Origin of the sequence: Anaerocolumna jejuensis DSM 15929, assembly GCF_900142215.1 — a bacterium.
Lineage (GTDB): Bacteria > Bacillota > Clostridia > Lachnospirales > Lachnospiraceae > Anaerocolumna > Anaerocolumna jejuensis.
Genome location: NZ_FRAC01000018.1, coordinates 12,498 through 39,340, shown reverse-complemented (window position 1 = coordinate 39,340; position 26,843 = coordinate 12,498). Strand labels below are relative to the sequence as shown.

Below are 26,843 nucleotides of genomic sequence, written 5' to 3'. Positions count from 1 at the left end.
ACCTCCATAAAAATTTAATGACTTAATTATAACGGCTAAATGACGGCTTAAAGATGGTTTGACGGCAATTCGACGGCTTTAAATTAAAGCAGATTATTCCTGCTCTATTCTACCGTGCTCCTTCTCAAATTCAACAACATACTTTTTCATAAGAACCTCTATTTCCCTATTAGCAGACCGAGCATTATAATCTGCTACATAACGAAATTTTTTTAATAATTCAGAATCTATCCGTAATGTGAACTTGGATAATTGGTATGACATATAGATTCCCCCTTTAACAAATTTATCTGACTTCATTATACTGTCCAAATGACGGCAAAATAATTATTGACGGCACAATGACGGCGTATTATAATTAAGACATTATTATGACGGCACATTGATTGAAAAAGGGAGGCAATAAAATGAGCGAGTTCAGCGAAATGCTGGAAAGAGTAGATTTGGACGATATGATAGCATATCTAATTTGGGGTACGGATTCCAAAATTGAACATATTGGAACATACGAGGGGAGAATAAAAGAATCTTATGATAAAATTTTTAAATCATTAGAGGAAATGTTTCCGGCTGCCAACCGGCAGGATGATGGCTTGTATGGTGCCATACTGGACTTTTCCATAACCCACAGTGAAGTATATTTGGAGATGGGGTTAATCCTCGGACTTCAGTTGTATAAAAATTTGGAACAGAAGTACCAAAGCTTTGAATTAACGGGTTTGCAATCAACCATTAACAAGAATTGGTTTGCTGATAGGGAAATGGAGAATGGCAGATGAAAAAAGATATTGTATTAGAGGAACTTTTTTCTACTAGAATAAACCATGCTTTGGAATTATCGTTGACTATGGATGAAAACTATAATAAGGTAGTTAAAAAAGAAGAAAACTTGCTTAATAAGCTAGCTAAAATAAAGTTGAGTAATAAGCAGAGGTTAGCAGTTGACAAGGCTTTTTCCGCAAATAATGCTTGCAGTGCAGAGTATGGTAGGATTGCCTACCAGCAAGGTTTTCAAGATGCCTTAAAGCTTATGGCAGAACTGTTGAAACTCATGTAAAATATGCAATGATAAAAATAAGCTTCGCAGACATCTGATCCATGAAAGGCCATAAAGGCTGGAACCCTCTGCCTTTATGGCCTTTCATGGATTTTTTTATATCATCCTTAAGCCCAAAATGTAATCTAAAAAATCAAATTCTTTTAGTATTGTCACTATTTTTTAGCTGCTATAAAATAATTTTACTATGGAGTGCCATATCCTGACAACATGAGTCTTTTTTATTTTGTCTTGAACACTATTTATTAGAAAAGGAAGACGAATATTTCTCCCTGTATTCCATAGGAGTCATTTGATAAAGTTCCTTAAATTTATCATAAAAAAAGCCTAAATTGTTATATCCAATTTCCTGTGCAATCTGATAAATAGGGGTGGTACTGTTGGAAAGATAAAAACAAGCCTTAGACATCCGTTGGATAATAACCAGTTCCTTGAAGGTCTTCCCTGAGTTTCGTTTTAAGTAAGCGGAAATATAATTGGGATGAAAGGAAAAATTCTGTGCCATGGAATTTAAGGTAATGGTTTCATAATTCACTTCAATATACTGGAGCATTCTTAAAAGGTCGCTTCCGGAGTCAGTCTGTTTCTTGAAATTTTCCTGATGATTCATATAAAGGCGCAGGAGTTCGGAAAAAATGATAATCATATAGGCATCAATAATTTCATTGGAGCCAGTTTGCTTATCATAATACTCGCACAGCAGTTGTTGCACAAGTAGATGAAGCTTAGCATCATGGTGGCGGAATATGAGGCATTGCTTTTTTTCCGTGTTCATGGATATCGCTCCGGCCAAAAAGGAAGCTACTATCCCCTGAGAAGAGAGCCGGGATAAAAAGCCTGCGGAAAAATAGGATTTTCGCATGTCAATGGTCATAATAATATCATTTTCCGAAAGAGGCAGGATCTCATGAATGGTGTTGGTATCAAGAATACACAGGTCACCTTCGTGAAGCTCATGCCGTGTTCCGTTAATAATTTGCGAGCAATTTCCACGGTAAATATAATTAATTTCAATAACGGAATGAACGTGAAGCGGAATCCTTGTGAAACGGGATTCTTTCAGAATGCTGATATTGCTGTTTTTTAACACTGACTTGAAAGAAAAACGGTAATAGGACTGGCTGTTTTCTGTAATAATTGGGATGGAGCGATAGCGGGTGCTCAATTTGCCGGGGTGATTCAGGTGCCATTCTTCGCTTATAGTATGGGTAAACAGCTTTGCTTCTAAAGTTGAAACGTCCATTTCCAGGCTCCTTGCATAAGGTATTGGGATCAAGCTGTGACTGATAAGCCTATGTTAACATACTTTGTTGGCTCACTCAAGAACAATATATTAAGTTTGGTAAGTCTATGGACTGAAACCAGTCATTGTACAGGTGGGAAATCCCGTTTATAATCTAGGTAGAAAGCGAGGAGGTTAAGCTATGAGAAATATTATTTTATTCTGTAATCAGGGAATGTCGACAAGTCTTCTGGTAAAAAAAATGGAGGAGGCTGCAAAAGCCATGGCATATGATTGCCAAATTTACGCATATCCCATGGTGGAAGCAGAGCAGGTCGGCAAGGCTGCTGATATGATTCTGTTAGGTCCGCAGGTTCGGTTTAAGCAAAAGGAAATAGCGGGTAAGTGTCCTGGTGTTCCGGTCGAGGTTATCGATATTTCTGCTTACGGAACCATGAATGGAGAGAAAGTCATCAACGATGTAAAAACGAAGCTGGGGGACTAGAGGATGAATCAGTCAGAGATGGAAATGATTTTTTTGCAGATGATTACGGCCAGTGGGTCAGCAAAATCCTATTATATGGAAGCTCTTGGAGAGGCTAAAAAAGGGGATTATGAGCAGGCCCAGGCACTGATTTCAGAAGGAGACAAGCAGGCTATTGAAGGACATAAGGTACACAGTCAGCTCATTAGCCGGGAAGCAGGAGGTGATTCGGTAGGTACCAGCATGATACTAATGCATGCGGAGGATCAGGCTATGAGCGCTGAAATAATCAAAATAATGGTTGAGGAATTGATTGAGCTTTACCAAAAAGTGGATGCATGCAGCAAATAAAGGGGGATTACAATGGAGAAGTTAACAAGTTTTTTAGATCGATATCTAACTCCGGTATTTTCAAGATTTGGAGAAAATAGATATCTGCAGGCAGTTTCGGGAGCATTCTTTTCTACCTTGCCGGTAATTATAGTAGGCTCTATTTTTACACTGATTGGGAATTTCCCGATTCAGGCTTATATTGACTGGTTAAAATCGATTGGGGTATACGATATTATAAGCCTGGTAGGAAATTCCACCACGGATATTATAGCTTTGATGACGGTGTTTTTCGCCGCATATAATCTGGCTGCGGAGTTTAAGGTGAAGGAATATCCGGCGGGTCTTTTGGCCTTGGTTTCCTATTTTATTGTAACACCTCATTTCATAGTTGTGGAAGGGATCGAAAAACCCATATCAGCAGTGGCTTACGGATATTTTGGTTCTAATTCACTGTTTGTTGCACTGATTATCGGTTTGTTAATGGGTAGAATTTATATTTTTGTAATTCAAAAGGGCTGGGTGCTAAAGATGCCGGAATCTGTACCACCCAAGGTAGCACAGTCTTTTACTCCTATTTTTGCCGGTTTTTTTGTAGCACTGGTATCTCTCGTAATTGCTGCCATCTTTAAGGCAACTTCCTATGGGAACATTCATGAGTTTGTAACAAAAGTAGTACAGGCACCTTTAACCAATATGGGGTCTTCTCTGGCTTTCTTTGTGGGCTTGTATATGCTGATGAATCTTTGCTGGTTTTTTGGTATACATGGAGCGGCTGTTTATGCTGCTGCCCAGCCAATTGTCAATGCCATTAATCTGGCTAACTTAACGGCGTTCCAGAATGGGCAGCCTTTACCGAATATGTACGCAAATTGGGTTTTGTTTTTAAAAATCGGAGGACTGGGCTCTACCCTTGGATTGTGTGCTTATATGGCATTCCGTGCAAAATCCGAGAGATACCGTTCACTTGGAAAGATGGCGCTCGTTCCGTCTATTTTTAACATCAATGAGCCCCTTTGCTTTGGTATGCCTCTGATGCTGAATCCCTATATGTTTGTTCCGCTGGTGCTTAATCCGCTGATTTGCGGAATCTTTGCTTATCTTGTGCAAAACTCCGGTCTGGTGAACTATACCAGAGGATTGTCCCTGCCATGGACTACCCCTGCCCTGTTAAATGGATTTCTTCAGGGTGGTACTTCCGTGATGCTTCTTCAACTGGTATGTCTGATAATTTGTACTGTTATGTATATTCCGTTTTTCCGTGTAATGGACAAAAACGCAGTAGCGGAAGAAAAAAAATAAAGAGGAAACCTGTAGATGAAAATTTTCGGGAGGGAGCTGTGACGGCGGGCTGGGAAAAAGAAAGCCATGGGGCTTTTCAGAGACTGATTGCTGGAGAACTGCCTCCCTCTCCTATCATGTGCCGGCAATGAGTAATTTGCGGCAGGCAGGCTTGAAACCAAGAAGAAAAGAAAGAGAGAGTAGTAGGTTGAAAAATGAATTTTTCAACTACGAATTCAGGAATATCCAATCAAAGATTGGATATTCACGAAAGGAGTTAAAATGAATATTAATTTTCCTGATGGATTTTTGTGGGGAGGAGCAATTTCTGCATCACAGGCAGAAGGTGCTTATCTCCAGGATGGAAAAGGCCTGGATACTCAGGATTTAAGATATTTCGATGCTGCCTGGACAGCGGACGAGCGTAAGGAAAAGAGCAACCGGAGAATGAACGAAGAGAAATTTAACCGGGCTTTAAGCGACACAGATATTGAACATTATCCTTTCCGATGGGGAATTGATTTTTACAACAAATGGGAAGAAGACCTGGCTTTGTTTGATGAACTTGGCATGAAGGTTTTCCGTCTGTCTGTAAATTGGGCAAGGATTTATCCTAATGGTGACGACGTACAGCCAAACCAAAAGGGGCTTGATCATTACCGGCGTATATTTGAAGAATGTAAAAAACGTGGAATTAAGCTTTTCGTGACTATTCTTCATTATAATATTCCGGTTAATCTGGTTTTGAAATATGGTGGTTGGAAGTCCAGAACAACTGTTGATTGCTATGTGAAATATGCAAGGACCCTTTTTAAAGAATTTGGGGAGCTGGTGGATTATTGGCTTCCCTTCAATGAAATCAATGCAGGAAAATTTAATCCTTATAATGGAGCATGCCTGATAGAGGACCAGGAGGACAATTTAGACGGAGCTATATTCCAGTGCCTGTATCATCAGTTCGTTGCCAATGCAATGGTAGTAAAGCTGGCGAAGGAAATGCTCAAAGAACCGATGATTGGCTGTATGATTGCTCGGTTTACTACCTATCCGGCTGACTGCAGGCCTGAAAATGTAATGCAGATGATTTTGGACGATCAATATTCCAATTGGTTTTACACGGATGTAATGGTCAGAGGTTTTTATCCTGAATATATGAATCGGTATTTCCAACAGTTTGGAATCCAGGTGGACACAATGCCTGGTGATATGGAACTTCTTCGTGAAAATACGGCGAACTTTGTGGCGTTTTCCTACTATATGTCCTTAGTATCTTCTGTGGAGCAAGGCCTTGAAAAAACCAGCGGTAATCTAATAATGGGCTTTAAAAATCCATTTTTGGAAGCAAGTGACTGGGGCTGGCAGATTGACCCGGTGGGACTGAGGATTACGCTTAACCAGGTATACGACCGGTATCATCTTCCGGTATTCATTGCAGAAAACGGCCTTGGAGCGTATGATCAGGTGTCTGATGATGGAATGGTTCATGATCCATACCGAATTGAATACATGAAGGAGCATGTGAAACAACTTAAGGAAGCAATTGGGGACGGGGTAGATGTCGTTGGTTATACCCCATGGGGTATTATTGATTTGGTTTCCTGTGGCCCCATGGAGATGAGTAAGCGTTATGGAGTTATTTACGTGGACAGGGATGATAGAGGGGAAGGCACCAACGCCAGGATTAAAAAGGACTCCTTTGAATGGTATAGAAAATGTATTGCGTCCAACGGAGAAGAGCTGTAAGTACGGAAGGGGAGTATCCGTACTAATAGAGACTGTTATAAATGAGTTGCTTATGCCTGCGGTTAATTAAAATACATATATGTACGTAATGTCTGGCACTTGATAATCTTTGCAGCGGTACCATAGAGGTATATGGAATATTCCAAATAAAGGCTGCTGATAAATCCAATATGGATTCACTGTAATACCAATCAGAATTTTATATTAATTGGCTTTTGAAGAGTGCCTCTTGATTAACCAAATAAAATAAGTTATACTATGTAAGTACTTGGAAAATAGCGGAACTTTATCTGATATCACCATACTGTACGAATTTACAGATGGGACGATAAAATGGAAAAGTAGCAGCTCAGAGTGCATCGAATAGGACTTCGGAAAGAAGTTATATCGGTAACAGGAATATAAAAGTTATATAGTCTTGACCATGTAAACAGAAGCGGCAGGAACTGAAAATTATTCCATTTTACATAGTATATAAGTAGATAAAAACATAATTTAGTTCGTATAGAGCGCTTGTTTGCTATGCAATAGATTTATCTGTTGCGTAAACAAGTGCTCTTTTTTGTGTAAACAACGAGCCATGGGGCTCATGGCCTTCTTCTGCCGTTGGAGATTGCAAAAAGAAACATCCTAAGAAAGATTTCATAGCATTTAAGAAGGAGAGGAGAAATTATGAGAAATACTGTGTCTACCATACTTGAACAAAAGAACAGGAAAGATAAGATAACGATGCTGACAGCATACGATTATTCTACTGCCAGATTAATCGATGAAGCCGGAGTCAATTCCATATTAGTTGGTGATTCCTTAGGAATGGTAATGCTCGGATACGAAGATACCTTATCCGTAACCATGGAGGATATGATTCATCATACTGCAGCAGTTGCACGGGGCTGTAAAAATGCACTTATTGTGGCAGATATGCCCTTTATGTCATATCAGACCTCCGTTTATGATGCCGTTTGTAATGCAGGACGTCTAATGAAGGAAGGGCGCGCTCATGCAGTAAAGCTAGAGGGCGGAGTAAGGATGTGTCCTCAGATTAAAGCAATTGTAGAGTCTTCCATACCGGTTGTTGCACACATAGGACTGACACCACAGTCGTTAAATGTGTTTGGCGGATATAAAGTCAAGGGAAGGGATGAAGAAACTGCAAGGGAGCTGATACGGGATGCAAAAGCGGTGGAGGAAGCAGGGGCATTTGCAGTTGTGTTGGAATGTGTGCCGGATAAACTGGCTGATTTAATTACGGAAGCAATCCATATTCCTACCATTGGAATTGGAGCGGGTGCAGGGTGTGACGGACAGGTTCTGGTTTATCAGGATATGCTTTCCCTGTACAGCACATTTAAACCAAAGTTTGTAAAATGTTTTGCTAATGTGGGTGAAATAATGACAATTGCTTTTAAGCAGTATATCGAAGAAACAAAGGCTGGTGTTTTCCCTGGAGAAGCACATGTTTTTAATATACCAGATGAAATAATCGGGAAATTGTATAAAGAGTGAGGAGCGGGAGGTAAAAGTATGAAGATCGTTAAGACGATAGAAGAAGTTCGCAAATGTATAATGGAATGGAGAAGAGAGGGCTTAAGCATTGGGTTTATACCAACTATGGGATATCTGCATGAAGGGCATCAAAGCTTAATTAATCAGGCTGATGAAAATGATAGGATAGTATTAAGTATTTTCGTCAATCCTATGCAATTTGGTCCCCAAGAAGATCTGGCAAGCTATCCAAGAGACTTGGAGCGCGACAGCAGGTTGTGTGAGGAAAATGGGGTGGACTTAATTTTTCATCCGGAGCCGGAAGAAATGTATGAAGCAGACTTTTGCTCTTATGCGGATATGTCTGTACTTACGGAGGAGCTTTGCGGGTTAAGCAGACCGGTACATTTCCGAGGGGTATGTACCGTAGTTTTAAAGCTATTCAATATCGTTACTCCGGACAGAGCCTATTTTGGAGAGAAGGATGCCCAGCAGCTTGCTATTATAAAACGTATGGTCAGGGATTTGAATATAAATGTGGAAGTAATTGGATGCCCCATCATACGTGAGAGGGATGGAGTGGCAAAGAGTTCACGCAATACCTATCTGAATGCAGAAGAGAGAAAAGCAGCACCTGTTTTATACGGCAGCATCCAAATTGGAAAGAAACTGATTAAAGACGGTGAAAGGGATGCGGCTGTTTTAATAAAAGTTATGAAGAAATATATCGAAAAAGAACCGCTGGCAAAAATTGACTATCTAAAGGCTGTAGATGCAATGTCCATGAGTCAGGTAGATAAACTGGACAGGAGGGTTTTAGTTGCAATGGCAGTTTTTATTGGAAAGTCCAGACTCATTGATAATTTTACATTTGATTTTGAGGAATGAAATAACGAATTATCGAAAAGACAATAAAGCTGATTGTGATGAAGAGCTGTTCGATGCGGCAGGTATCTTAGAATATGAAATGGTATGCATTGTAGATATTAATAACGGACAACGATTTGAAACCTATGTAATTGCCGGAGAACGCGGTTCGGGCTTAATCTGTTTGAATGGAGCAGCGGCAAGATGTGTACAGGTTAATGATAAAATTATTATTATGGCATATTCACGGCTTACACCGGAAGAAGCGGAAAAACATAGACCAAGTGTTGTATTTGTAGATAATCATAACCACATTGTACGAAAAACCAATGTCCCTATTCGGAAGTAATTTGATCTATAATGCAAAAGTTTGTTTGCTTGATTGTTAAAATTTCTGAGCTATAGCTATTAAGTCAGATTATAGGAAAATAACCCTATTTTATGCATTTTATGTTGCACTATGTAAATAAATGATATACTATAATCACATAGGGAGTATTTAACTATTAATTCAATGAAGTTACAGTTATACCTGTAGCTTGCCTGATGGAAAAGCTACAGATAAATAAAATAAGGGGGTCAGAAAATGACTAAGAAAAAGGGTTCTTTGAAAGTATTTATGGTAGTTTTAGCAGTATTCATATCCACATTTTGCCTAGTCCTACCAGTGAGCGCAGCTGCCAGAGGGGCATGGGCTCCAAATACTGCATATGCAGTAAGTGATACAGTAACATATAGTGGAAGTACTTATACCTGTCGTCAGGCGCATACTTCCCTCGTAGGCTGGGAACCATCCAATGTGCCTGCTTTATGGGAGAAAGGCGGCAGCGGAACAACAACACCACCGGCAACAAACGGAGTGACATTCTATGCAGATATAAACTATGGCGGGGCAGCAATAACGCTTGGGGTAGGTAATTATACACTATCTCAGCTGAATGAAAAAGGAATTCCGAATGACTGGATGTCCTCTCTCAAGGTTCCTGACGGCTGGACTGTTGAAGTATATGAGAATGATAATTTTGGAGGAACAAAATGGACCTATACTTCAAGCTCTTCCTGGGTTGGCGACAATGTCAATGATAAAATGTCATCGGTGAAGATTTATACTGGTTCATCAAATCCAGATCCTTCCGTAACAAAGCCTTCCGAAGTACCAAGTAACATATGGACATATACAGTGAATGTAGACAATAAATTTGGTAAAGGCGGAGATTTTGCTTTATTGCTGTGTGCTGTTATCAAAAAGGAAAGCAGCTTTGGAGCAGGCTTGCCAGGCAGTCCATCAGCCGGTGACGGATTGATGCAGGTAGAACCAAACACACGTAGTGCTTATTTATCTCAATTCAGCTCCACATTTGGCCATGCTTATAATCACAGCAGTGAACAAGATCAGGTAAGCCTGGGCGGATTGATTTTAAATGAAAAGATTGCTAAATTCGGCAACATATATAACGGTTTATTGCACTATAACGGAGGAGATTACTGGTATCCGGGAGCTACAGATTCTTATGGCCGCCCTATACTGGCAAATCAATATGCAGATGTAGTTTACGGTACATATAAGGGTTATGGCGGTAAGAACTAAGGTATTATTTAGCCGTTCGATGTAATGGTAAAAATGTTTACATATATAGAAAAATTAGTTTACTGGATTGTTATATTAGATAGTTTTGTTTCGGCTTGTTCTGTATTTCTTCAATAATATTAGCGGAATACAGAACAAGCTTAGGGGTATTTGAAAAGAAGTTGTTAAATTATTGTAGAAATATATAATTGATAAATTATAGAAATAGCAATAAAGCTTAGAATAAAACTATTTTATCAAATTGCATAAAAAGAAATAATAAATGTGACCATTTACAACAGATGGTCACTTTTTTTTGTTCTTTTTCGATGCAGTATTATAACGTTAAATTGGACTATGGCAGCTGCCTGGGATTCAGATTCATGTTGCATAATAGCAAAATATGGATTATAGTAATGCTTAGAATTACTGCCTAAGAACAGGTATTATTGGCTGGAATGCTGATAAAGACCGATAAGTTAGAAGTAAAGTGGAAAGTGTGGAATATATATAGGATAGGTTTGAAGAATCTGGATAAAAAGAATAACACAATCATGGATTCTTTCGTAAAGAAAACAGAGAAAGGTGTTATTAGTACATAAGGAAAGGATGATGGAGATATGCAGGCTGTACTGGTGATAGAAGATGATGAAGGGCTGAATCGGGGCATATGCTTTACATTAGAAAAAGAGGGTTTCCAGGTACACTCTGCACATTCCTTAGCCGACGGCTGGGCCGTATTCCAAAGTAATAAGCTCAATCTAATTATCTTGGATTTAAATCTTCCGGATGGGGATGGTCTTAATTTTTGTAAGAAGATTAGAGAAATCTCAAACATTCCAATTATCATGCTGACAGTAAGAGATTTGGAGACGGATGAAGTGATGGGATTTGAGACCGGTGCGGATGATTATATTACAAAACCATTTTCTCTGTCGGTATTAAAGGCAAGGGTTGCTACAAGATTAAAAATGTATGAAGAACCGAAAGGCTCCTTTATGCAGGCAAAAGGTCATTGGTTATGTTCCAATCATATCCGGTTATGTAAGGAGACGATGAAGGTATATCGGGAGATTTCCGGTAATCATCCCAAGACCGTGGATGGAACTATGGGTACAAAGGATTTTGCAGGTGACTTTAATAACCTGGAAGAAATCGAGTTAAGCATAACAGAATATAAGATTCTGTTACTATTCATGGAGCACCACGGGCGGGTACTTTTAAAAGAACAGATACTGGAAGCTATCTGGGATGTCGATTCGAATTTTGTTAATGAGAATACGCTTCCGGTTAACATTAGCAGATTACGAAAAAAGCTGGAAGAGAATCCATCCAAACCAGAATTGATAAAGACAGTGCATGGCATGGGGTATATTTGGAAGGAAAGCATGTTATGATGATACCAATACTATCGATACTACTATGTCTGGTTACAATCCTTTTCTGCTACCTGTATCTTAACAAGGTACTAGGTCGTATTAGTACGATAATCGATATGTTCATATCAAAGAGAACAGTTGAAGACACAGATGTTTCTGATACCAGAGAATCAAAGCTGATTAGTCAGTTAAAACGCCTGCTCCTGATAGCAAAACATGATATGAATTCTTCAAAAGAAGAGAAAGAAATGGTAACAAGGTTAATATCGGATTTATCGCATCAGTTAAAAACACCGCTTGCAAATATTACGATGTATGTTGAAATCTTAAAAACAGAATCACTATCGGAAGAAGAGAGAGAAGAATTTATTCAAAGAACAGGCGAGCAGGCAGCCAAGATGGAATGGCTGTTAAAATCATTATTTAAGACCTCGCGCCTTGAAACAGGAATCATTGAGTTTAACGAGGCTCCGTCATTTATAAAAGAAACCATTGCAGACAGTATAAGCGCTGTATTCAGTCAGGCGGAGAAAAAGCAGATACGCATCGTTCTTGAGGAGTGCGAAGACAGAAAGCTGTTTCATAACCGTAAGTGGACAGTGGAAGCATTATCCAATATATTAGAGAATGCAGTAAAATATTCTCCTGAATCGTCTGAAATCAAAATTAGCCTGGTACCAATGGAGCTTTATACCAAGATTCAGATTGAAGATCAGGGAATTGGAATCCCATCGGAGGAATTCAATCTAATCTTCCGGAGGTTTTATCGCAGCGAGCAGGTAGAACAGAAAGAAGGTACCGGACTTGGGCTATATCTTTCTCAGTTGATATTATCGAAACAGGGCGGTTATGTAACCGTCGATTCCAAGGTAGGGAAAGGCAGTAAGTTTTCAGTTTTCTTAAAAAATGATTTGATAACCCCTTAGAGATTCTTACAATTCTGTAAGAATCTCTTTTTGACCCTGTCATAACCCTGTAAGATTTATCAGATAGAATGATAATAAGGTCAGGATATACCTGAAGAAAATAAGGAGTTAGCGATGAATATATTAACAACTAAGAATTTAAAGAAACATTACGGAAAAGAGCCGAATATAGTGAAAGCCCTGGATGGAGTCGATCTGTCTGTGGAGGAAGGCGAATTTGTTGCCATTGTCGGCACTTCTGGAAGCGGTAAATCCACACTGCTTCATATGTTAGGTGGTCTCGACTACGCCACAAGTGGAAAGGTTACAGTAGGAGAACGTGATTTATCCGCTTTTAGCGAAAATGAACTGACGATATTCAGAAGAAGAAACATAGGATTTATCTTCCAAAATTATAATCTGGTTCCAATCCTGAATGTCTATGAGAATGTTGTATTACCCATAGAATTGGATGGAAACAGAGTGGATGAAAAATATGTTTCGGACATCATAAAGACGCTTGGTATTGACGATAAAAAATACAATATGCCAAACCAGTTATCCGGTGGGCAGCAGCAAAGAGTGGCAATAGCCAGAGCATTAGCTGCGAAACCAACGATAATTCTTGCTGACGAGCCAACTGGTAATCTGGATTCCAAGAACTCGCAGGAAGTAATTGGGCTGTTAAAGATGACCGGTAAAAAATTCAGCCAGACAATCGTAATGATAACACATAATGAAGCATTAGCACAGTTATGTGATCGTATCATTCATATCGAAGATGGAAGGATTATTGGAAAGTAATTTTATATAGTAGTCAATAGAAATTGTCGCAGAAAAATGGAGATATCGATGAAGAATAATAATAAGAAAATTATCAGGCGATTATCAAACCGAAGCCTAAAGAATAATCGAATGCGTAATATATTTGCTGTAATTGCAATTGCGCTGACCGCTCTCCTGTTTACGACCCTGTTTTCAGTAGGGTCAGGAATGATACAGGTCACACAGGAACAGAGCATGAGAGCGATTGGAACATCCGCACATGCTGGTTTTAAAGAGATTACAAAAGAACAGTATGATAAATTAACCCGTCATCCGCTGATAAAAAAGTCCAGTTATGACATATTAATTGGCTTTGCAAAAAATAAAGAATTGCAGAAAAGGCAGACAGAAATCCGTTATATTGAACCAGAGAATCTGGATTTCACCTTTACAAGATTGAAAGAAGGAAAGCTGCCAGATGAGGAAAACGAAATTGTTGTTGATACAATTGTAATGGATATGCTTCATATCCCGCACAAAATAGGTGCGAAGATACCTTTGGAATTTGGCTTTATGGGGAAAGAGTATAAGGAAACCTTTACAGTCAGTGGATGGTATAAAGGAGATCCGGTAATCGGGGCAAGCCAGGTATATTTGTCGAAAGCGTTCTTAAATAAGATAGAAAAAAATTATACAGAGAAGGATTTTGTTAATTTAAAAAAATCACAGTCCGAAGACTCCGGTGTTGGTCTGATTCAGGCTAATGTATTTTTCAGTAATTCCAGAAATATTGAAAAAAAGGTACTTAAAGTAATTAAGGATAGCGGCTATGCAACGAAAGAAATCGATTATGGAATTAACTGGGGGTATCTGTCCGAACGAAGCAAAGACATAGATCCTGTAAGTCTTTTTATGGTTCTGACAGCGTTTTTTGTAATGTTATTAACGGGTTACCTGATTATTTATAATATTTTTTATATATCCATTATTCGAGATATCCGTTTTTATGGCTTACTCAAAACAATTGGTGCTACGAAAAAGCAGATAAAGAGTCTGGTAAGAAGGCAGGCATTTTTATTATCCTGCATTGGTATTCCGGTTGGTCTTGGGCTTGGATATGTGGTGGGTATCGGTATGATGCCGCTTATATTTAAGGGAATGGATGGACTAAATACTGCTAATTTTCACTTGAATGCGAATCCGTATATCTTTTTATTTGGAGCATTATTTTCCCTGTTCACGGTAATAATCAGCTGCAGAAAACCAGGTAAAATTGCTGGCAGCGTATCACCGGTTGAAGCAACCAAATATACAGAGACAAGCAATAAGAAAATGAAAACAAAAAGGACTACAAATGGGGCCAAAATATCAAAAATGGCTTTGTCAAATCTGGCCAGAAATAAAAAGAAAACAATTGTGGTTATCTTGTCCATGTCACTAAGTGTAATCTTGTTAACAGAAGTTGTTACATTTGTGAAATCCTTCCGTCTGGATAATTATTTGGAAGAAATGCTTACCGGTGACTTTATGATAGGGCAGGCGGCTTTGATGAATACTGGATTAAGTGGAAGTTTGAAATTAGATGAGAATTACTATAAAGCAGTAAGCAGTGAAGAAGGAATCGAAAGCATAAACCAGCTGTATTGTTTACCTGGGGATACGGCCCATACCTTATCGGAAAGTGGGCATGCGCAATATCAAAAATTATTCAGCGAAGGAAAACTGGATGTGCGTGATTTTGGAAATAACCTTTCTGAGATACAAAAAGTCATAAAGAAAAATAGTCCGATTGCGGAAGAACGGTTTGCTTATGATGAAGCCTTACTAAAGAAATTAAAGGTAATCAAGGGAAGCATTGATCTGGGGAAATTCAATACAGGCAGATATATTCTGGTACAGGTCCTTAATGATACCAAGTCCTCCTATTATAAACCTGGTGATAAGGTAGAGCTAGAGCTCCATGGTCCGGAATCAAAATATGTATATGTAAGAGATAAAAAAGGAAATATCATTGATTCAAAGTGGGAAAATGTAACGAAGAAAACGTATGAAGTTATGGCGGTAGTCGATGAAATACCAACCAGTATGACCTTACGCAGATTTGGTATGAATGCGCTGGTTACCATCATGCCTGTAAAAGAGCTGTTAGCGAATTGTTCTGACGCCGAACGTTTTGCTGCGGCATTCCAGGTTCAGGATGATAAGGAAGCTGCTTTACAAAGTTTCCTTAAGAATTACACAGAGAAAGTTGATCCGAATACAGATTTTGAGTCAAAGGAAGGATTACGGGGGGAGTTTTCATCCATTATCAATATGATAGGTATGGTAGGCGGTGCACTTAGCTTGGTAATTTCGGTCATTGGTATCCTTAATTTTATCAATACAATGCTTACGAGCGTAATTACTAGGAAGCGGGAATTCGCCATGCTGCAGAGCATCGGCCTTACCAATAGCCAGCTTAAGAGAATGCTCGTGTATGAAGGAATGTATTATATCAGTTTTACCGCAGTGATATCGATTGTCATTGGTTCCTTGTTATCGGTATCGGTAGTCCGTGCATTTAATAATGTCGTAGAGTATTTTACGTATCATTTTACGATAATACCGTTCCTCTCTGTACTTCCGGTATTTGTAATAATAGCAGTTGCAGTCCCGGTCATATCTTATCAGAGTACCAAAAAATACAGCATTGTGGAAAGGCTTCGTGAAGTGGAATGATATACTGGAGCCGGACAAAGAACTGGCAAAATGCAATTTGGATCAGAATACCTTCCAGGCTATATAAGATGGTGTATCTGCTAATGAAAATCTATTGACTTTCATTAGCAGGTCATCGGCTAATGTATGGAGAAGGGAGTAGTTATCATTGCCTTGGGGGAAGCTTTACCCATAAGCCATTCTCCCTATTTTTCTATGGTATAATGATATTTATTTGCTGCTATTTGATTTATAATAATACCCAAACATATCATTATTGCCATTGTCCAGAAGCCTAAATTATCTATACATTTGTTTCCATAAATAAGCCCCATCGGCGATTGCACAAACAGCACTAATGAAACGATATTGAGTATTTTGTTTATTTTGTAGTTATTAAGCGGAGACCCAACGGAAACAGGAAATTTTAAACGTATAATTTGGTCCAGAACTAATCCGATTGTTAAAAAGATGAACATCATAAAAATACCATATCCCTTGTAGTACCAGTCAGTAATAATCAGAGATGGTACGGCTATCACAAAGGCTATTATTGAGAGTACCCTTAAATTACTTTTCATATTAGACTTCCTCCTAAAAATATATCAACCTGATTATCTATTAATTCTTTTAATTCAATAACATTATTAGTAACCACGTCAAAGTATTTATTAAACACGTTTAATACGTGTTTAATTATATGCTACTGTTTTATTTTTGTCAATAGGGCTGTTTAAATTTTATCAAGCCTACCGTTAGATGTATTCAGTTAATGGATGCAGTACTGAATTTTATTAAATAGAACAGGAAGAATTAAGAAAGTCAATATGAACATTTTTGGCTGGGGTTCTCATTATATTTGATGAATAGAATTACCAGCCTTTTTAATTTCCATTATATCCCGTAAAGGAGAATTGCCGAACATGCGTGAATACTCCCGGCTAAATTGCGATGCGCTATGGTATCCTACCTTAAAGGCTGCATGTTCAGCAGTTTCACTGTCAACAGTCATCAGGCGCCGTGCTTCCAGCAACCGGAGGCGTTTCTGATACTGAATCGGGCTCATTGCCGTTACCTCTTTAAAGGTCTTAAAAAAGGAAGAACGGCTCATATTCGCAGCTTTTGCCAGAGAGGCTACATTCACATCTTCACTGAGGTTGGCTCTTAGGGTATATATTGCCTGGGATATTTTGTACATTTTGCTTCCGGAGCGTACAAACTGACGGAGTGCCGGCCCATCCGGGCCCTTTAAGAGATGATAAAGTATTTCTTTGATCACCAAAGGACCTAATACAGGCGCATCATCAGGTGTTTGAAAAAGCTTACCCAATCGGATTGCGGCCTCCAGCATTTGCTCACTTGGTATGCCAATAAACATTGCGCGAGGGGATGTCTCCGTCTCATTAGGGAAATCCTTTTCAATCTGAGCCGCAAGTTCGTTCAGAACGGCGGAATCAAAGAGGATTTTAAGGCATAAAAAGGGCTGCTCCGGCGTTACCGCAAAGAGGCGGCTGGTAACAGGCAAATCAACGGGAGTGGCAATATAATGAACTCCATCGTATCGATAAGTATCGGTGTCCAGCATGATTTCCGTGTACCCTTGAACAACAATACATAAGGATGAGTGCCAACGCTGCCAGCGGCAATCCTGGTGAGAGTATTTTACGCAATAGGTGCCATCAAGACACATTTTATGCACTCCGTCACCGGAAGCGGAATGATTGATTATTTTTGCTAATTCATACCGTAAGTCTGTCATAATGCCTCCCAAGTAATATGTTTACTAACATTATAGGCCATCCTGGACTATTAGGCAATAAGTATGGATGTTTGTGGATTTGCCGAACAGCTGCCCAGTGGTATACTGAATTCACAAATAAAATTGAATCAGAACAAAGGAGGTTGAATGCAATGTCATCAACTGTTTCAAATCAAAAAAGACCCACGATTCTTCTCATCGCAGCTTCACGCGGTCTGGGACTCGCTATGGCGGAAGAATTCTTGAAAAAAGGCTGGAATGTAGTTGGTACGGCACGAGAGGGGTCGGACCGGACAAAGCTGAATGCTCTTAAGGAGAAGTTCCAGGGGTGTCTGGAAGTGGAGACGCTGGATATCTGCGAACAGGCTCAGGTGACAGCATTGCGGGAGCGGCTGTCGGGCAGAATGTTTGAGATGCTGTTTGTAAATGCCGGCATAACAAACAGCAACGAGATGGCAATGATCGGAGAGGTGGCGACCGAGGAGTTTATACGTGTCATGGTCACAAATGCATTATGTCCGATGCGGGTGGTGGAAGCTTTCCAGGATATTGTTTCCACCAATGGATTGATTGGTGTGATGTCATCGGGTCAGGGCAGCATTGCCAATAACCTCACAGGCATGCGTGAAGTTTACCGTGGGAGCAAGGCAGCTTTGAACCAGTTTATGCGCAGCTTTGCAGCCCGCGACCCTGAATCTTCACGGGCGATGGTGGTGATGGCTCCCGGATGGGTTCGCACGGAGCTTGGGGGACCCAATGCCCACCTCAGTATTGAGGAAAGTATTCCAAATTTAGTGGAGGTTCTGTTAAAGAAGCAAGGACATGCGGGGTTAGAATACCTTGATTACCTTGGACGGACTGTTCCGTGGTGATATATATGCTGAATCAGTTTTAGGCCTGTTTTTTAACTGTCTTTATAGATGACAAAAAATAGTTGGCGAACGTTCTGTGGTGCACACCCACAATCTGCAGGAAGGGTGAAAGTGCTTTCCTTTCACATTCCTGCAGAGAAAAGTTACAAGAATTTTACAGTATCTTGCTAGTTCAATATAACTTCAGTGGATAATCTAATATATTAGAGAAGTCATATCTAAGGAAGGGAGAAATACTTGGAACATCAATTTCAATTGCTGGAAAAGATCTTGGAAGGCCAATACATAATTCCGGTATATCAGCCTATTGTATCTCTGATAGATGGACAGATTTTTGGGTTTGAAGCCCTTAGCAGGATATCTGTGAAAGAACTTGAAATGAATATAGAGCAAATGTTTAAAGTTGCAGACAGACTGGATAAATCATGGGAGCTTGAAACTCTGTGCAGGAGGAAATCATTGGAATGTGCCACAAATCTGAAGGAAGGGAAAAAGCTTTTTCTTAATGTTAATTCCAATATTATTTATGATAAGAATTTTATAGAGGGTTTTACGAAAAGCAGTCTGATTACATACGGACTTTATTCGGATGATGTCATATTTGAAATAACGGAGCGGGTTGCCGTAAACGATACAAATGCATTTCTGGCATCTATTAACCATTATAAAGGCCAGGGCTATGGGATTGCCATTGATGATTTTGGGGTTGGTTATTCCGGTCTTAATATTGTTGCCAGTGTCAGACCCAACTTTATCAAGCTGGATATGAACCTTGTCAGAGATATTGATAAGGAGGAAATCAAACAGCTGGTTTGCAAGGCAATGGTTGATTTCGGAAGAAATGCGGACATTCAGGTCATTGCGGAAGGCATTGAAACGGAAGAAGAGTTAAATACACTGATTAAGCTAGGCGTTAACCTTGGTCAAGGATATTTTCTTGGAAGACCTAAGGAGACTTTTCAGGACCTGGAGCCTGAGAAGGCAGCCTTAATAAAAATGCTTCGTACTAAAATTTATACCGACAACATCAAAAGCACGGCTTATCCCGTTGTCGGATATCTGGCAAGGACAGGTGATACATTTTCTGCCGAAGAAATTGGGGAGGATGTCTATGAAATCATAAGACATGACCCTTCCATCAAGGAATTTACAATAGTGGAAAATGAAGTTGCAATTGGCTTTATGACCAAGATGTCCTTTAATGAAATCCTGGGCGGCAGATACGGATTCAGTCTCTATTCGAAGAAAAAAATCCGGCATCTGATGAGAGGAGATTTTTTACGGGTCAATTACAATACCCCTGTAAACCAGGTATCCAGCCTTGCCATGCAAAGAACCTTTGAACAGCTCTATGACCCGATTGTAGTGGAAAAGGACGGCAAATATTTTGGTATCGTAACGATCAAGAATTTATTGGATGCCTGCACAAAGGTGGAGGTGGATACGGCTATGCATTGCAACCCTCTTACGGGTTTGTCGGGCAACCTGTTAATAGAAAGGGAAATTTTAAGCCGTGTTCTTGACAAATTACCCTATTGCATAATTTACTTTGACATTGACAATTTTAAAGCATATAACGATGCCTACGGTTTTCAGAACGGTGACATGATGATTCTGCTGGTCGCCGACATCTTAAGGGAATGTGCCTTAAGAAATGAATTTATCGGACACATAGGCGGTGATGACTTTATTGTTCTTTGCGATTACCATGAGGGAGGAGAATATTGCAGAGCAGTTATTGACTGCTTTACGTTAAGGGTCGCCGCACTTTACCGTGAGGAGGATTTGAAGAACGGATATATTGTTTCAAAGAACCGGCATGGCAGAACGGAGAATTTCTCCATAGCAAGTCTTTCCATAGCAGGAATTTCCAATGAAACGAATACTTATCACAGTGTGGATGATTTTTCAAAGGACATTGCCCTGCTTAAAAAGAAATGCAAAAGGCAGCAAGGAAATTATTATGAAATACATTAGCTTACCAAGGATACGGTCTGAACAGAGTAAAGTTCAGGCTGTTTTTTAATGAAAATACCGGAATGTTTACTGTCAGATATTTTTGGGTAAAGAAAACTTATGCTTGTTAACCGCCGGTTAAATATGGGTAAAATCTCCTTTCCCTTACTTGTATGGTAAAATCAGTGGTGCTATAATGAAGGGCTCCCGTGGAAGAAGCAACAAATGAAAGGTGAAGGAGAATTCTATGAATGTATATTTACAGCAACTGACCAAAAAATTTGCAAACGTAACAGCGGTAAACAAACTTACCTTGCATTTGGAGGATAAAAAGCTTATCGGGCTGCTAGGGCCTTCTGGCTGCGGGAAATCCACGACCCTCTTTATGCTGGCGGGGCTTTTGGAACCCACGGAAGGAAAAATCCTCTTTGATGAGAAGGATGTAACAAAGGTAGAGACAGAAAAGAGAGGAATCGGGCTGGTATTTCAAAATTATGCTCTTTATCCTCATATGACAGTGATGGAAAATATCACTTTTCCGTTAATTAATCTTAAGGTTAAAAAGGAAGAAGCCAAAAAAAGAGCGATGGAGATGGCAGAGCTGGTTCAGATAGGAGACTTGTTAAAAAGAAGGCCAAAGGAATTATCCGGGGGACAGCAGCAAAGGGTCGCCATTGCAAGAGCGCTGGTAAAGCAGCCGGGACTGCTGCTGCTTGACGAACCCCTTTCCAATCTGGATGCCAGGCTTCGCATTGAAACCAGGGAGGAAATAAGAAGAATCCAAAAAGAAGTGGGGATTACTACAGTCTTTGTAACCCATGACCAGGAGGAGGCACTGAGTATCTCCGATAAAATTGCGGTGCTGGACAAGGGAGTACTGCTGCAGTATGACACTCCCCAGGAGGTCTATAAAAATCCTGCCAATGAATTTGTGGCAAAGTTTCTGGGTACACCTGCCATTGTCATGACAGAAGGAATAGTAACGGAGGGAAGACTGGTCTGTCAGGGAGTTACCTTAAGGGAAAATATTGGAATGGAAAATAAAAGGGTCCGAATCGGAATCCGCCCAGAGGCATTTTACAGAAAGGATACTGGCTTTGAGGTTCCCGTGCAAAGTGTGGAAATGACAGGAAAGGATTTATCGGTGTATTTCCATTTAGGGCAGGAAAGGATGAGGGCGATATTTTTCTCCGATGAGAGGATTACCCAGGGAGAAAATTTAAAGCTTGGTATAAAAACAGACCAGATTCTGTTGTTTGATATGGATTCCGGAAGCAGCCTTGGGCGAGTGTGAATGATAGAAAAGAAAAAGCACTTTATGCGTTGCAGATAGATAGGAGTCAAAAGTGAAAGCTTTTCACTCTAATGCTTGCAAAGCTTGTGCCTGCGAATTCTCCGGCACAAGCTTCACCTGGGCAAAAAAACGTGGGCAGGAATGAGGTTAAATATGAAAAAGAACAATTACAGCGGATATTTGTACATACTTCCGGCTTGTCTGGTAATAGCGGTATTTATCCTTTATCCGCTTATTAAGACAATCTTTATGAGCTTTTATATGAATTATGACTTTTTGAATAATACTGTTACCGGCTTTGGAATGGATAATTACCAGTATCTGATGCAGGACAGGGTTTTTTGGAGGGCTTTTCGCAATACCCTGCTGTATGTGGTTTTTGTAGTGCCCTGCTCCATTATGATTTCTCTGGGAATTGCAGTACTGCTAAACAGCAAGATCAAGTTCAGGGGATTCTTCCAGACGGTGTTTTTTCTTCCCTATGTAACCTCCATAGTGGCGGTGGGAATAGTCTGGAGCTGGATTTTTCATAGTAAATACGGTCTGGTTAACGGATTGCTTCATCTTTTTGGTATACAGAGTGTGGAATGGCTCAACAGGCCCGTTACGGCAATGGCAGCCCTTATTATTTTCAGTATTTGGAAAAGCCTTGCTTTTAATATTATTATTTTCCTGGCAGGCCTTCAGAACATACAGCCTATTTATTACCAGGCGGCCAAGGTGGATGCGACGCCGAAAGGGAGAGTATTTTTAAAGATAACCGTTCCCATGCTTTCTCCTATGATACTCTACGCAATGGTTATGGGGCTCATCAGCGGTTTTAAGGTCTATGACGAGGTGTATGCACTTTTCGGAGGGAAGGCAGGTCCGGCGGACAGTGCCATTACCCTGGTGTATTACATATATAATAAATTTTATTCCAATTGGGATTTTGGAGTTGCTTCGGCAGCAGCGGTATTTTTATTTTTGCTGATATTGGTTCTTACGGGATTTCAGTTAAGAATATAGAAAAAGAAAGTTTTTTATTAAGAAGGAGGAAAGCTCTTGTATGAAAGGTAAGAAATTAATCGCAGAAATCTTTATTTATACGGCACTGGGCCTGGGAGCATTCCTTACTCTTTTGCCCTTTTACTGGATGATTTCCTCCTCCTTAAAGGATGCTTCGGAAATCGTCAAGATGCCTCCCACCTTTTTCCCGGAGGTATTACACTTTGATAACTATGGCAAAGCCTTGAAGGCTGCCCCTTTTGCCAGGTATTTTTTCAATTCGGTCATGGTTACTGTTATCAGCACGGTCTGTACCCTGGTAACTACAGTTCTGGCAGCCTTTGCCTTTTCGAGGCTTCGTTTTCCAGGGAGGAATCTGATCTTTTCCATTCTCCTGGCAACGCTTATGATACCAGGTGAAATGCTTATCATAACTAATTATGTAACCATTACAAAGCTGGGATTGATGGATACCAGGGCAGCTCTTATCGTTCCATGGATAGCCAATGTATTTTATATCTATCTGCTGAAGCAATTCTTCATGCAGATGCCCGATGCACTGTATTATGCAGCAAAGGTAGATGCCTGCAGCGACTGGCGTTATCTGCTGAAAATTGTAGTTCCCAATAACAGGCATGCCATATCCACCATTGGAATCCTTAACATCATCAGCTGCTGGAACGCATTTCTCTGGCCTCTTATTGTAACCAATTCAGAAGAAAAGAGAGTCCTTTCCATTGGCTTGATCCAGTTCCAGACAGAAGCCGGAACAAATTATGAGCTGCTTATGGCAGCCTCGTCCATTCTGGTGCTTCCTATGATAATTATGTACTTGGTTCTTAGAAAACAGATTGTAAACGGTGTAATAGGAAGCGGTATCAAGGGCTGATATTTCTCTCTTTTATAAGGGATAAATATAAAAACAAACAAACAATAACACAAAAAATGGAGGTAAACATGAAAAGCAAGCGTATTCTTTCAATGATGTTAGCAATTGTTATGGTATTTGCCATGACAGCCTGTGCCAAAAAGGTGGAAAATACTGGAGCAGAGGAGGCGGCAACACCAACCGCTACAGAGGCGGTCACACCGGCCGCTACAGAAGAAGCCACACCGGAGCCGACAAAGGAAGCAGAGACCATACAGCCGGTAACCATTGAATACTGGCATGCAATGAGCGGCGGGCCTCAGGATGAATTAACAAAGCTGACAGATAAGTTCAACGCGGAAAACGGAAAAGGAATCACCGTAAAGCTTGTAAATCAGGGAAGCTATGATGATTTAAGCAAAAAGCTGATGGGTTCCGTGGCAGCAAAGACCCTTCCTGATATGGCACAGGTTTATGACAGCTGGATTATCAATTATCTGGATGCTGTTGTTCCACTGGACGATTTTGTAAACTCGGATTTTGACAACTATGATGACATTGTTGAAAGCTACCGCAATGAGAGTAAGGAATTTGGCAAGATCTATACCATGCCCTTTAATAAAAGTATCCAGCTGTATTTTTACAACAAGACAGAATTCGACAAATTAGGCCTTGGTGCTCCAAAAACCTGGGAAGACCTTAAGAACATCGGTAAGACCATATATGATGCCGATAAGAAACCGGCTTTAGGTTATGATGATCTGGCGGCTATGTTTTGGCAGCTGGTACTGCAAAACGGTTCTGAATTCATTGAGAACGGGGAAGTTAAATTCAATAACGCCCAGGGCATAGAGGCTCTGAATTTCTTTCTGGATATGTATAAAAAAGGGTATGCACGTGTTGCGGGAGAGGATAAATATATGTCCGGTCCTTTCGGAAACGGAGATTGCATGGCGTATATCGGCTCCAGTGCAGGCCTTTCCTACATAAAGACCAATGGCTTTGAGCTTGGTGTGGCACCCCTTCCTGCAGGTAAAGCAGGAGCTGTTCCTTCTGCAGGTACCAATCTTGCCATGTTTGCGCAGGATAGAAACAAGCAGCTTGCCGTATGGGAATATATGAAATATCTTACCAGCGCCGACGCAACTGCCGAATGGTCCATTGCAACGGGATATCTTCCTGTGCGCCTGTCTGCCTTCCAGTCCAGTGCTTACCAGACCTATATGAAGGGAAGTGAAGCAGCCCAGGCCTCTTATGCACAGATTGATAACCAGTATTTTGAAGGCGCTTATAAGGGTGCCAATGAAGTCCGCTCTTTATTAAGCTCTGAAGTAGAAGCAGCTATTTTAAATGGAGAGACAGGAGAAAAGGCAGTTCCGGATATTGCTGCTAAGGTAGAAGCTATCTTAAAGAAATAAAATATTTAGGAGATACTTTAAAATGATACAGGGAGCTGTGCCCCGCAGCTGTGCTCTGTAGTTGTCTGAGTAGCTGTACTTTGTTGCCTGTACTATGTAGCTGTGTTTTCGAACAGCTATGGCAGTACGGCTACGACAGCATGGCTATGACAGCACGGCTAAGGCAACTAGGCTACGGCAGTACGGCTAGGGTAGTACGTCTACGACAGCATGACTACAGCGTCAGGACTACGACAGCCCAGTTACGACAGTACAGCTCCCGGTGACAAAAGCAAAGCTTAAAGTGAGGATGAAGTAGAATGACAAAGCTGCATTTTTATAAAGGCTTAAGAACCATTGGAGGAACAGTGGTGGAAATTGAAACAGACAAAGCTCGCTGCCTGTTTGATTTTGGGTTGATTTTTCAAAATATCTGGGAGGATTTAAGGGAAGGGAGAGAAGAGGTTACCCTGACCGATTATCTGAAGCTTGGAATCCTTCCTGCTGTAGAAGGAATTTATGATGAGAAGGAGCTGAATGACTATCCGTTAAAGCCCTGGAGGGTGGAGGATAAGCCGGTATTTTTTCTGATTTCTCATATGCATATAGATCATATGGAAGCCCTTGGCTTCTTAGCGGAAGATATTCCTGTTTTTATGACGGAGGATAGTTATCTGCTGTATGGAGGCCTGAAGGAGACAGGGGAGATTTTTTACCGTTTTAAGGAGGGTTGTACCGGCTTAAGAGAAAATAGCATCTATCAGCTGGAAGATATTCGTTTCCGGCTGATTGGGACGGATCACGACGTGCCCGGTGCCTGTGGATTTGAGATACGGACCGATGAGGGAAATATTGCTTATACCGGGGATTTGAGGCTTCATGGCTTTCATCCCGAGGCGGCACTGGAATTTGCAAAGGAAGTAAAGGGGGGGGATGTATTAATCACCGAGGGGGTTACCGCCAGCTTTATGGAAGGAGAATGGGAGGAGTGCCAGGCAGAATCTCTGCCACTGAACAGGATAACCCCGGAGGATGCCCTGATAGAGGAAATTAAGGAAGTACTAAAAGAAGAGACAGGAATTACCGCTATTAATCTGTATGAAAGAAATGTAGAAAGGGCGTATATCCTTCTTCGCGAGCTGAAAAAGGAAGGGATTAGGATGGTATGGGAGCCCCTCATGGCTTATTATATTCACCTTTTTTACCCGACAGAAACCCTTTATGTGTATGAACCTCTTTTAGGAGAATACGGGCAGGGGGGATTACCGGATTTTCTTTATATGGTACCGGTAACGAAAGAAGAGCTGCAAGAGCAGACAGGTTCTGAGAAATTCTTAATGCAGTTATTTTTTAAACATACCTTTTACCTTCTGGATTTGGATTATCAAAATATGCTGTATATACACAGCAATGGTGTGCCATTAGGAGACTATGACCCGGCTTATAATAAGCTCATGGATTTTCTGGAAAGATTCCATATACGTTATCAGTATCTTGGAAGAGGAGGGCATGCTTATCCCGGGGACTTAAAATACCTGCTGGAGGAAATAAGCCCCAAGTACCTGGTACCGCTGCATTCCTTAAAGCCCGAAAAGGTAAGATGCCAGGAAGGGATACAGCTTCTTCCAAGGGAAGGAAGCGTCTACCTGTTAAACAATCATATTTTAAAAGAGCTGGAGCAGAAGGAGACTCATGTTAACGATTGATGATGGTATATTTTATTAGGGAATAGTGTGAAAATCAAAAAGCAATTTTCACACACAAGATTGAGTCTGCGAAATCCTCGGTCCAATCTTGCGGCGCGTTGGGAAGGCATGGCAATTAGTGTGAAAATCAAAAAGCAATTTTCACACACAAGGTTGAGTCTGCGAAATCCTCGGCCCAATCTTGCGGCGCGTTGGGAAGGCATGGCAATTAGTGTGAATTTC

General features: G+C 40.4%; 25 protein-coding genes. 21 read left to right on the top strand and 4 right to left on the bottom strand.

Going from position 1 to position 26,843, the window contains the following annotated elements; genetic code table 11:
- Nucleotides 1-93 precede the first annotated feature (93 nt).
- A complete protein-coding gene (locus BUB77_RS29490) occupies nucleotides 94-264 on the bottom strand; it encodes an Arc family DNA-binding protein (protein ID WP_139241216.1) in 171 nt (56 codons plus the stop codon).
- A 143-nt stretch (nucleotides 265-407) separates the two neighbouring features.
- Here BUB77_RS29490 and BUB77_RS17220 point away from each other — a divergent pair, with 143 nt between their 5' ends.
- Both BUB77_RS17220 and BUB77_RS17215 read left to right on the top strand, forming a co-directional pair.
- Nucleotides 408-779 (top strand): hypothetical protein, encoded by a 372-nt coding sequence (locus BUB77_RS17220; RefSeq protein WP_073278092.1) that lies wholly within the window; start codon nucleotides 408-410, stop codon nucleotides 777-779.
- On the top strand, nucleotides 776-1,057 hold the full coding sequence (locus tag BUB77_RS17215; protein ID WP_073278091.1) for a hypothetical protein: 282 nt from the start codon (nucleotides 776-778) through the stop codon (nucleotides 1,055-1,057). Before BUB77_RS17220 ends, BUB77_RS17215 begins: the two co-directional genes overlap by 4 nt.
- A 238-nt stretch (nucleotides 1,058-1,295) precedes the next feature.
- On the opposite strand, the gene BUB77_RS17210 is transcribed toward BUB77_RS17215, so the two are convergent.
- Complete coding sequence (locus tag BUB77_RS17210) at nucleotides 1,296-2,300, bottom strand: AraC family transcriptional regulator (protein WP_073278090.1); 1,005 nt, start codon at nucleotides 2,298-2,300, stop codon at nucleotides 1,296-1,298.
- A 181-nt stretch (nucleotides 2,301-2,481) separates the two neighbouring features.
- Between BUB77_RS17210 and BUB77_RS17205 the strand changes: the two genes are divergently transcribed.
- From BUB77_RS17205 to BUB77_RS17150, 12 genes are all read left to right on the top strand, one after another.
- The gene (locus BUB77_RS17205) at nucleotides 2,482-2,784 is read left to right on the top strand and encodes a PTS sugar transporter subunit IIB (RefSeq protein ID WP_073278089.1); all 303 of its coding nucleotides are present in this window, start codon (nucleotides 2,482-2,484) and stop codon (nucleotides 2,782-2,784) included.
- Nucleotides 2,785-2,787: 3 nt separating this feature from the next.
- On the top strand, nucleotides 2,788-3,114 hold the full coding sequence (locus tag BUB77_RS17200; RefSeq protein ID WP_073278088.1) for a PTS sugar transporter subunit IIA: 327 nt from the start codon (nucleotides 2,788-2,790) through the stop codon (nucleotides 3,112-3,114).
- 12 nt (nucleotides 3,115-3,126) lie between these two features.
- Nucleotides 3,127-4,395 carry a PTS sugar transporter subunit IIC gene (locus tag BUB77_RS17195; RefSeq protein WP_073278087.1) on the top strand — a complete coding sequence of 423 codons (1,269 nt, stop codon included), beginning with the start codon at nucleotides 3,127-3,129 and terminating at the stop codon, nucleotides 4,393-4,395.
- Nucleotides 4,396-4,656: 261 nt separating this feature from the next.
- Entirely contained in the window at nucleotides 4,657-6,117 is a 1,461-nt protein-coding gene (locus BUB77_RS17190; protein WP_073278086.1) for a glycoside hydrolase family 1 protein, read from the top strand.
- A gap of 672 nt (nucleotides 6,118-6,789) precedes the next feature.
- On the top strand, nucleotides 6,790-7,623 hold the full coding sequence (panB, locus tag BUB77_RS17185) for a 3-methyl-2-oxobutanoate hydroxymethyltransferase (RefSeq protein WP_073278085.1): 834 nt from the start codon (nucleotides 6,790-6,792) through the stop codon (nucleotides 7,621-7,623).
- 18 nt (nucleotides 7,624-7,641) lie between these two features.
- Nucleotides 7,642-8,490, top strand: a complete 849-nt coding sequence (panC, locus tag BUB77_RS17180) for a pantoate--beta-alanine ligase (RefSeq protein ID WP_073278084.1) — start codon at nucleotides 7,642-7,644, stop codon at nucleotides 8,488-8,490.
- Nucleotides 8,474-8,818: an aspartate 1-decarboxylase gene (gene panD, locus BUB77_RS17175; RefSeq protein WP_073278173.1), complete on the top strand. Its 345-nt coding sequence runs from the start codon at nucleotides 8,474-8,476 to the stop codon at nucleotides 8,816-8,818. Before panC ends, panD begins: the two co-directional genes overlap by 17 nt.
- A 237-nt stretch (nucleotides 8,819-9,055) precedes the next feature.
- On the top strand, nucleotides 9,056-10,057 hold the full coding sequence (locus BUB77_RS17170) for a carbohydrate-binding protein (RefSeq protein WP_073278083.1): 1,002 nt from the start codon (nucleotides 9,056-9,058) through the stop codon (nucleotides 10,055-10,057).
- Between the two features lie 599 nt (nucleotides 10,058-10,656).
- Complete coding sequence (locus BUB77_RS17165; protein WP_073278082.1) at nucleotides 10,657-11,433, top strand: response regulator transcription factor; 777 nt, start codon at nucleotides 10,657-10,659, stop codon at nucleotides 11,431-11,433.
- Nucleotides 11,430-12,341 (top strand): sensor histidine kinase, encoded by a 912-nt coding sequence (locus BUB77_RS17160; RefSeq protein WP_084124365.1) that lies wholly within the window; start codon nucleotides 11,430-11,432, stop codon nucleotides 12,339-12,341. The genes BUB77_RS17165 and BUB77_RS17160 overlap by 4 nt, the downstream gene beginning before the upstream one ends.
- Nucleotides 12,342-12,455: 114 nt before the next feature.
- Nucleotides 12,456-13,124 (top strand): ABC transporter ATP-binding protein, encoded by a 669-nt coding sequence (locus BUB77_RS17155; protein WP_073278081.1) that lies wholly within the window; start codon nucleotides 12,456-12,458, stop codon nucleotides 13,122-13,124.
- Between the two features lie 48 nt (nucleotides 13,125-13,172).
- Nucleotides 13,173-15,803, top strand: a complete 2,631-nt coding sequence (locus BUB77_RS17150) for an ABC transporter permease (protein WP_073278080.1) — start codon at nucleotides 13,173-13,175, stop codon at nucleotides 15,801-15,803.
- 185 nt (nucleotides 15,804-15,988) lie between these two features.
- Here BUB77_RS17150 and BUB77_RS17145 read toward each other — a convergent pair whose 3' ends face one another.
- Both BUB77_RS17145 and BUB77_RS17140 read right to left on the bottom strand, forming a co-directional pair.
- Nucleotides 15,989-16,363 (bottom strand): hypothetical protein, encoded by a 375-nt coding sequence (locus tag BUB77_RS17145; RefSeq protein WP_073278079.1) that lies wholly within the window; start codon nucleotides 16,361-16,363, stop codon nucleotides 15,989-15,991.
- 272 nt (nucleotides 16,364-16,635) lie between these two features.
- Entirely contained in the window at nucleotides 16,636-17,541 is a 906-nt protein-coding gene (locus BUB77_RS17140; protein ID WP_073278078.1) for an AraC family transcriptional regulator, read from the bottom strand.
- Nucleotides 17,542-17,693: 152 nt separating this feature from the next.
- On the opposite strand from BUB77_RS17140, the gene BUB77_RS17135 reads away from it, so the two are divergent.
- The 7 genes from BUB77_RS17135 (at nucleotide 17,694) to BUB77_RS17105 (ending at nucleotide 26,621) form a co-directional block, all read left to right on the top strand.
- Nucleotides 17,694-18,413, top strand: coding sequence for an SDR family NAD(P)-dependent oxidoreductase (locus BUB77_RS17135; RefSeq protein ID WP_073278077.1), 720 nt, complete (start codon nucleotides 17,694-17,696; stop codon nucleotides 18,411-18,413).
- A gap of 237 nt (nucleotides 18,414-18,650) precedes the next feature.
- Nucleotides 18,651-20,390 carry a GGDEF domain-containing protein gene (locus BUB77_RS17130; RefSeq protein WP_073278076.1) on the top strand — a complete coding sequence of 580 codons (1,740 nt, stop codon included), beginning with the start codon at nucleotides 18,651-18,653 and terminating at the stop codon, nucleotides 20,388-20,390.
- Nucleotides 20,391-20,616: 226 nt separating this feature from the next.
- A complete protein-coding gene (locus BUB77_RS17125) occupies nucleotides 20,617-21,663 on the top strand; it encodes an ABC transporter ATP-binding protein (protein ID WP_073278075.1) in 1,047 nt (348 codons plus the stop codon).
- Between the two features lie 153 nt (nucleotides 21,664-21,816).
- Nucleotides 21,817-22,671 carry a carbohydrate ABC transporter permease gene (locus BUB77_RS17120; protein WP_084124361.1) on the top strand — a complete coding sequence of 285 codons (855 nt, stop codon included), beginning with the start codon at nucleotides 21,817-21,819 and terminating at the stop codon, nucleotides 22,669-22,671.
- 40 nt (nucleotides 22,672-22,711) lie between these two features.
- Nucleotides 22,712-23,539, top strand: coding sequence for a carbohydrate ABC transporter permease (locus BUB77_RS17115; RefSeq protein ID WP_073278073.1), 828 nt, complete (start codon nucleotides 22,712-22,714; stop codon nucleotides 23,537-23,539).
- 68 nt (nucleotides 23,540-23,607) lie between these two features.
- Nucleotides 23,608-24,936, top strand: coding sequence for an ABC transporter substrate-binding protein (locus BUB77_RS17110; RefSeq protein ID WP_073278072.1), 1,329 nt, complete (start codon nucleotides 23,608-23,610; stop codon nucleotides 24,934-24,936).
- Nucleotides 24,937-25,235: 299 nt separating this feature from the next.
- The gene (locus BUB77_RS17105; protein ID WP_073278071.1) at nucleotides 25,236-26,621 is read left to right on the top strand and encodes an MBL fold metallo-hydrolase; all 1,386 of its coding nucleotides are present in this window, start codon (nucleotides 25,236-25,238) and stop codon (nucleotides 26,619-26,621) included.
- The last annotated feature ends 222 nt before the right edge of the window (nucleotides 26,622-26,843 follow it).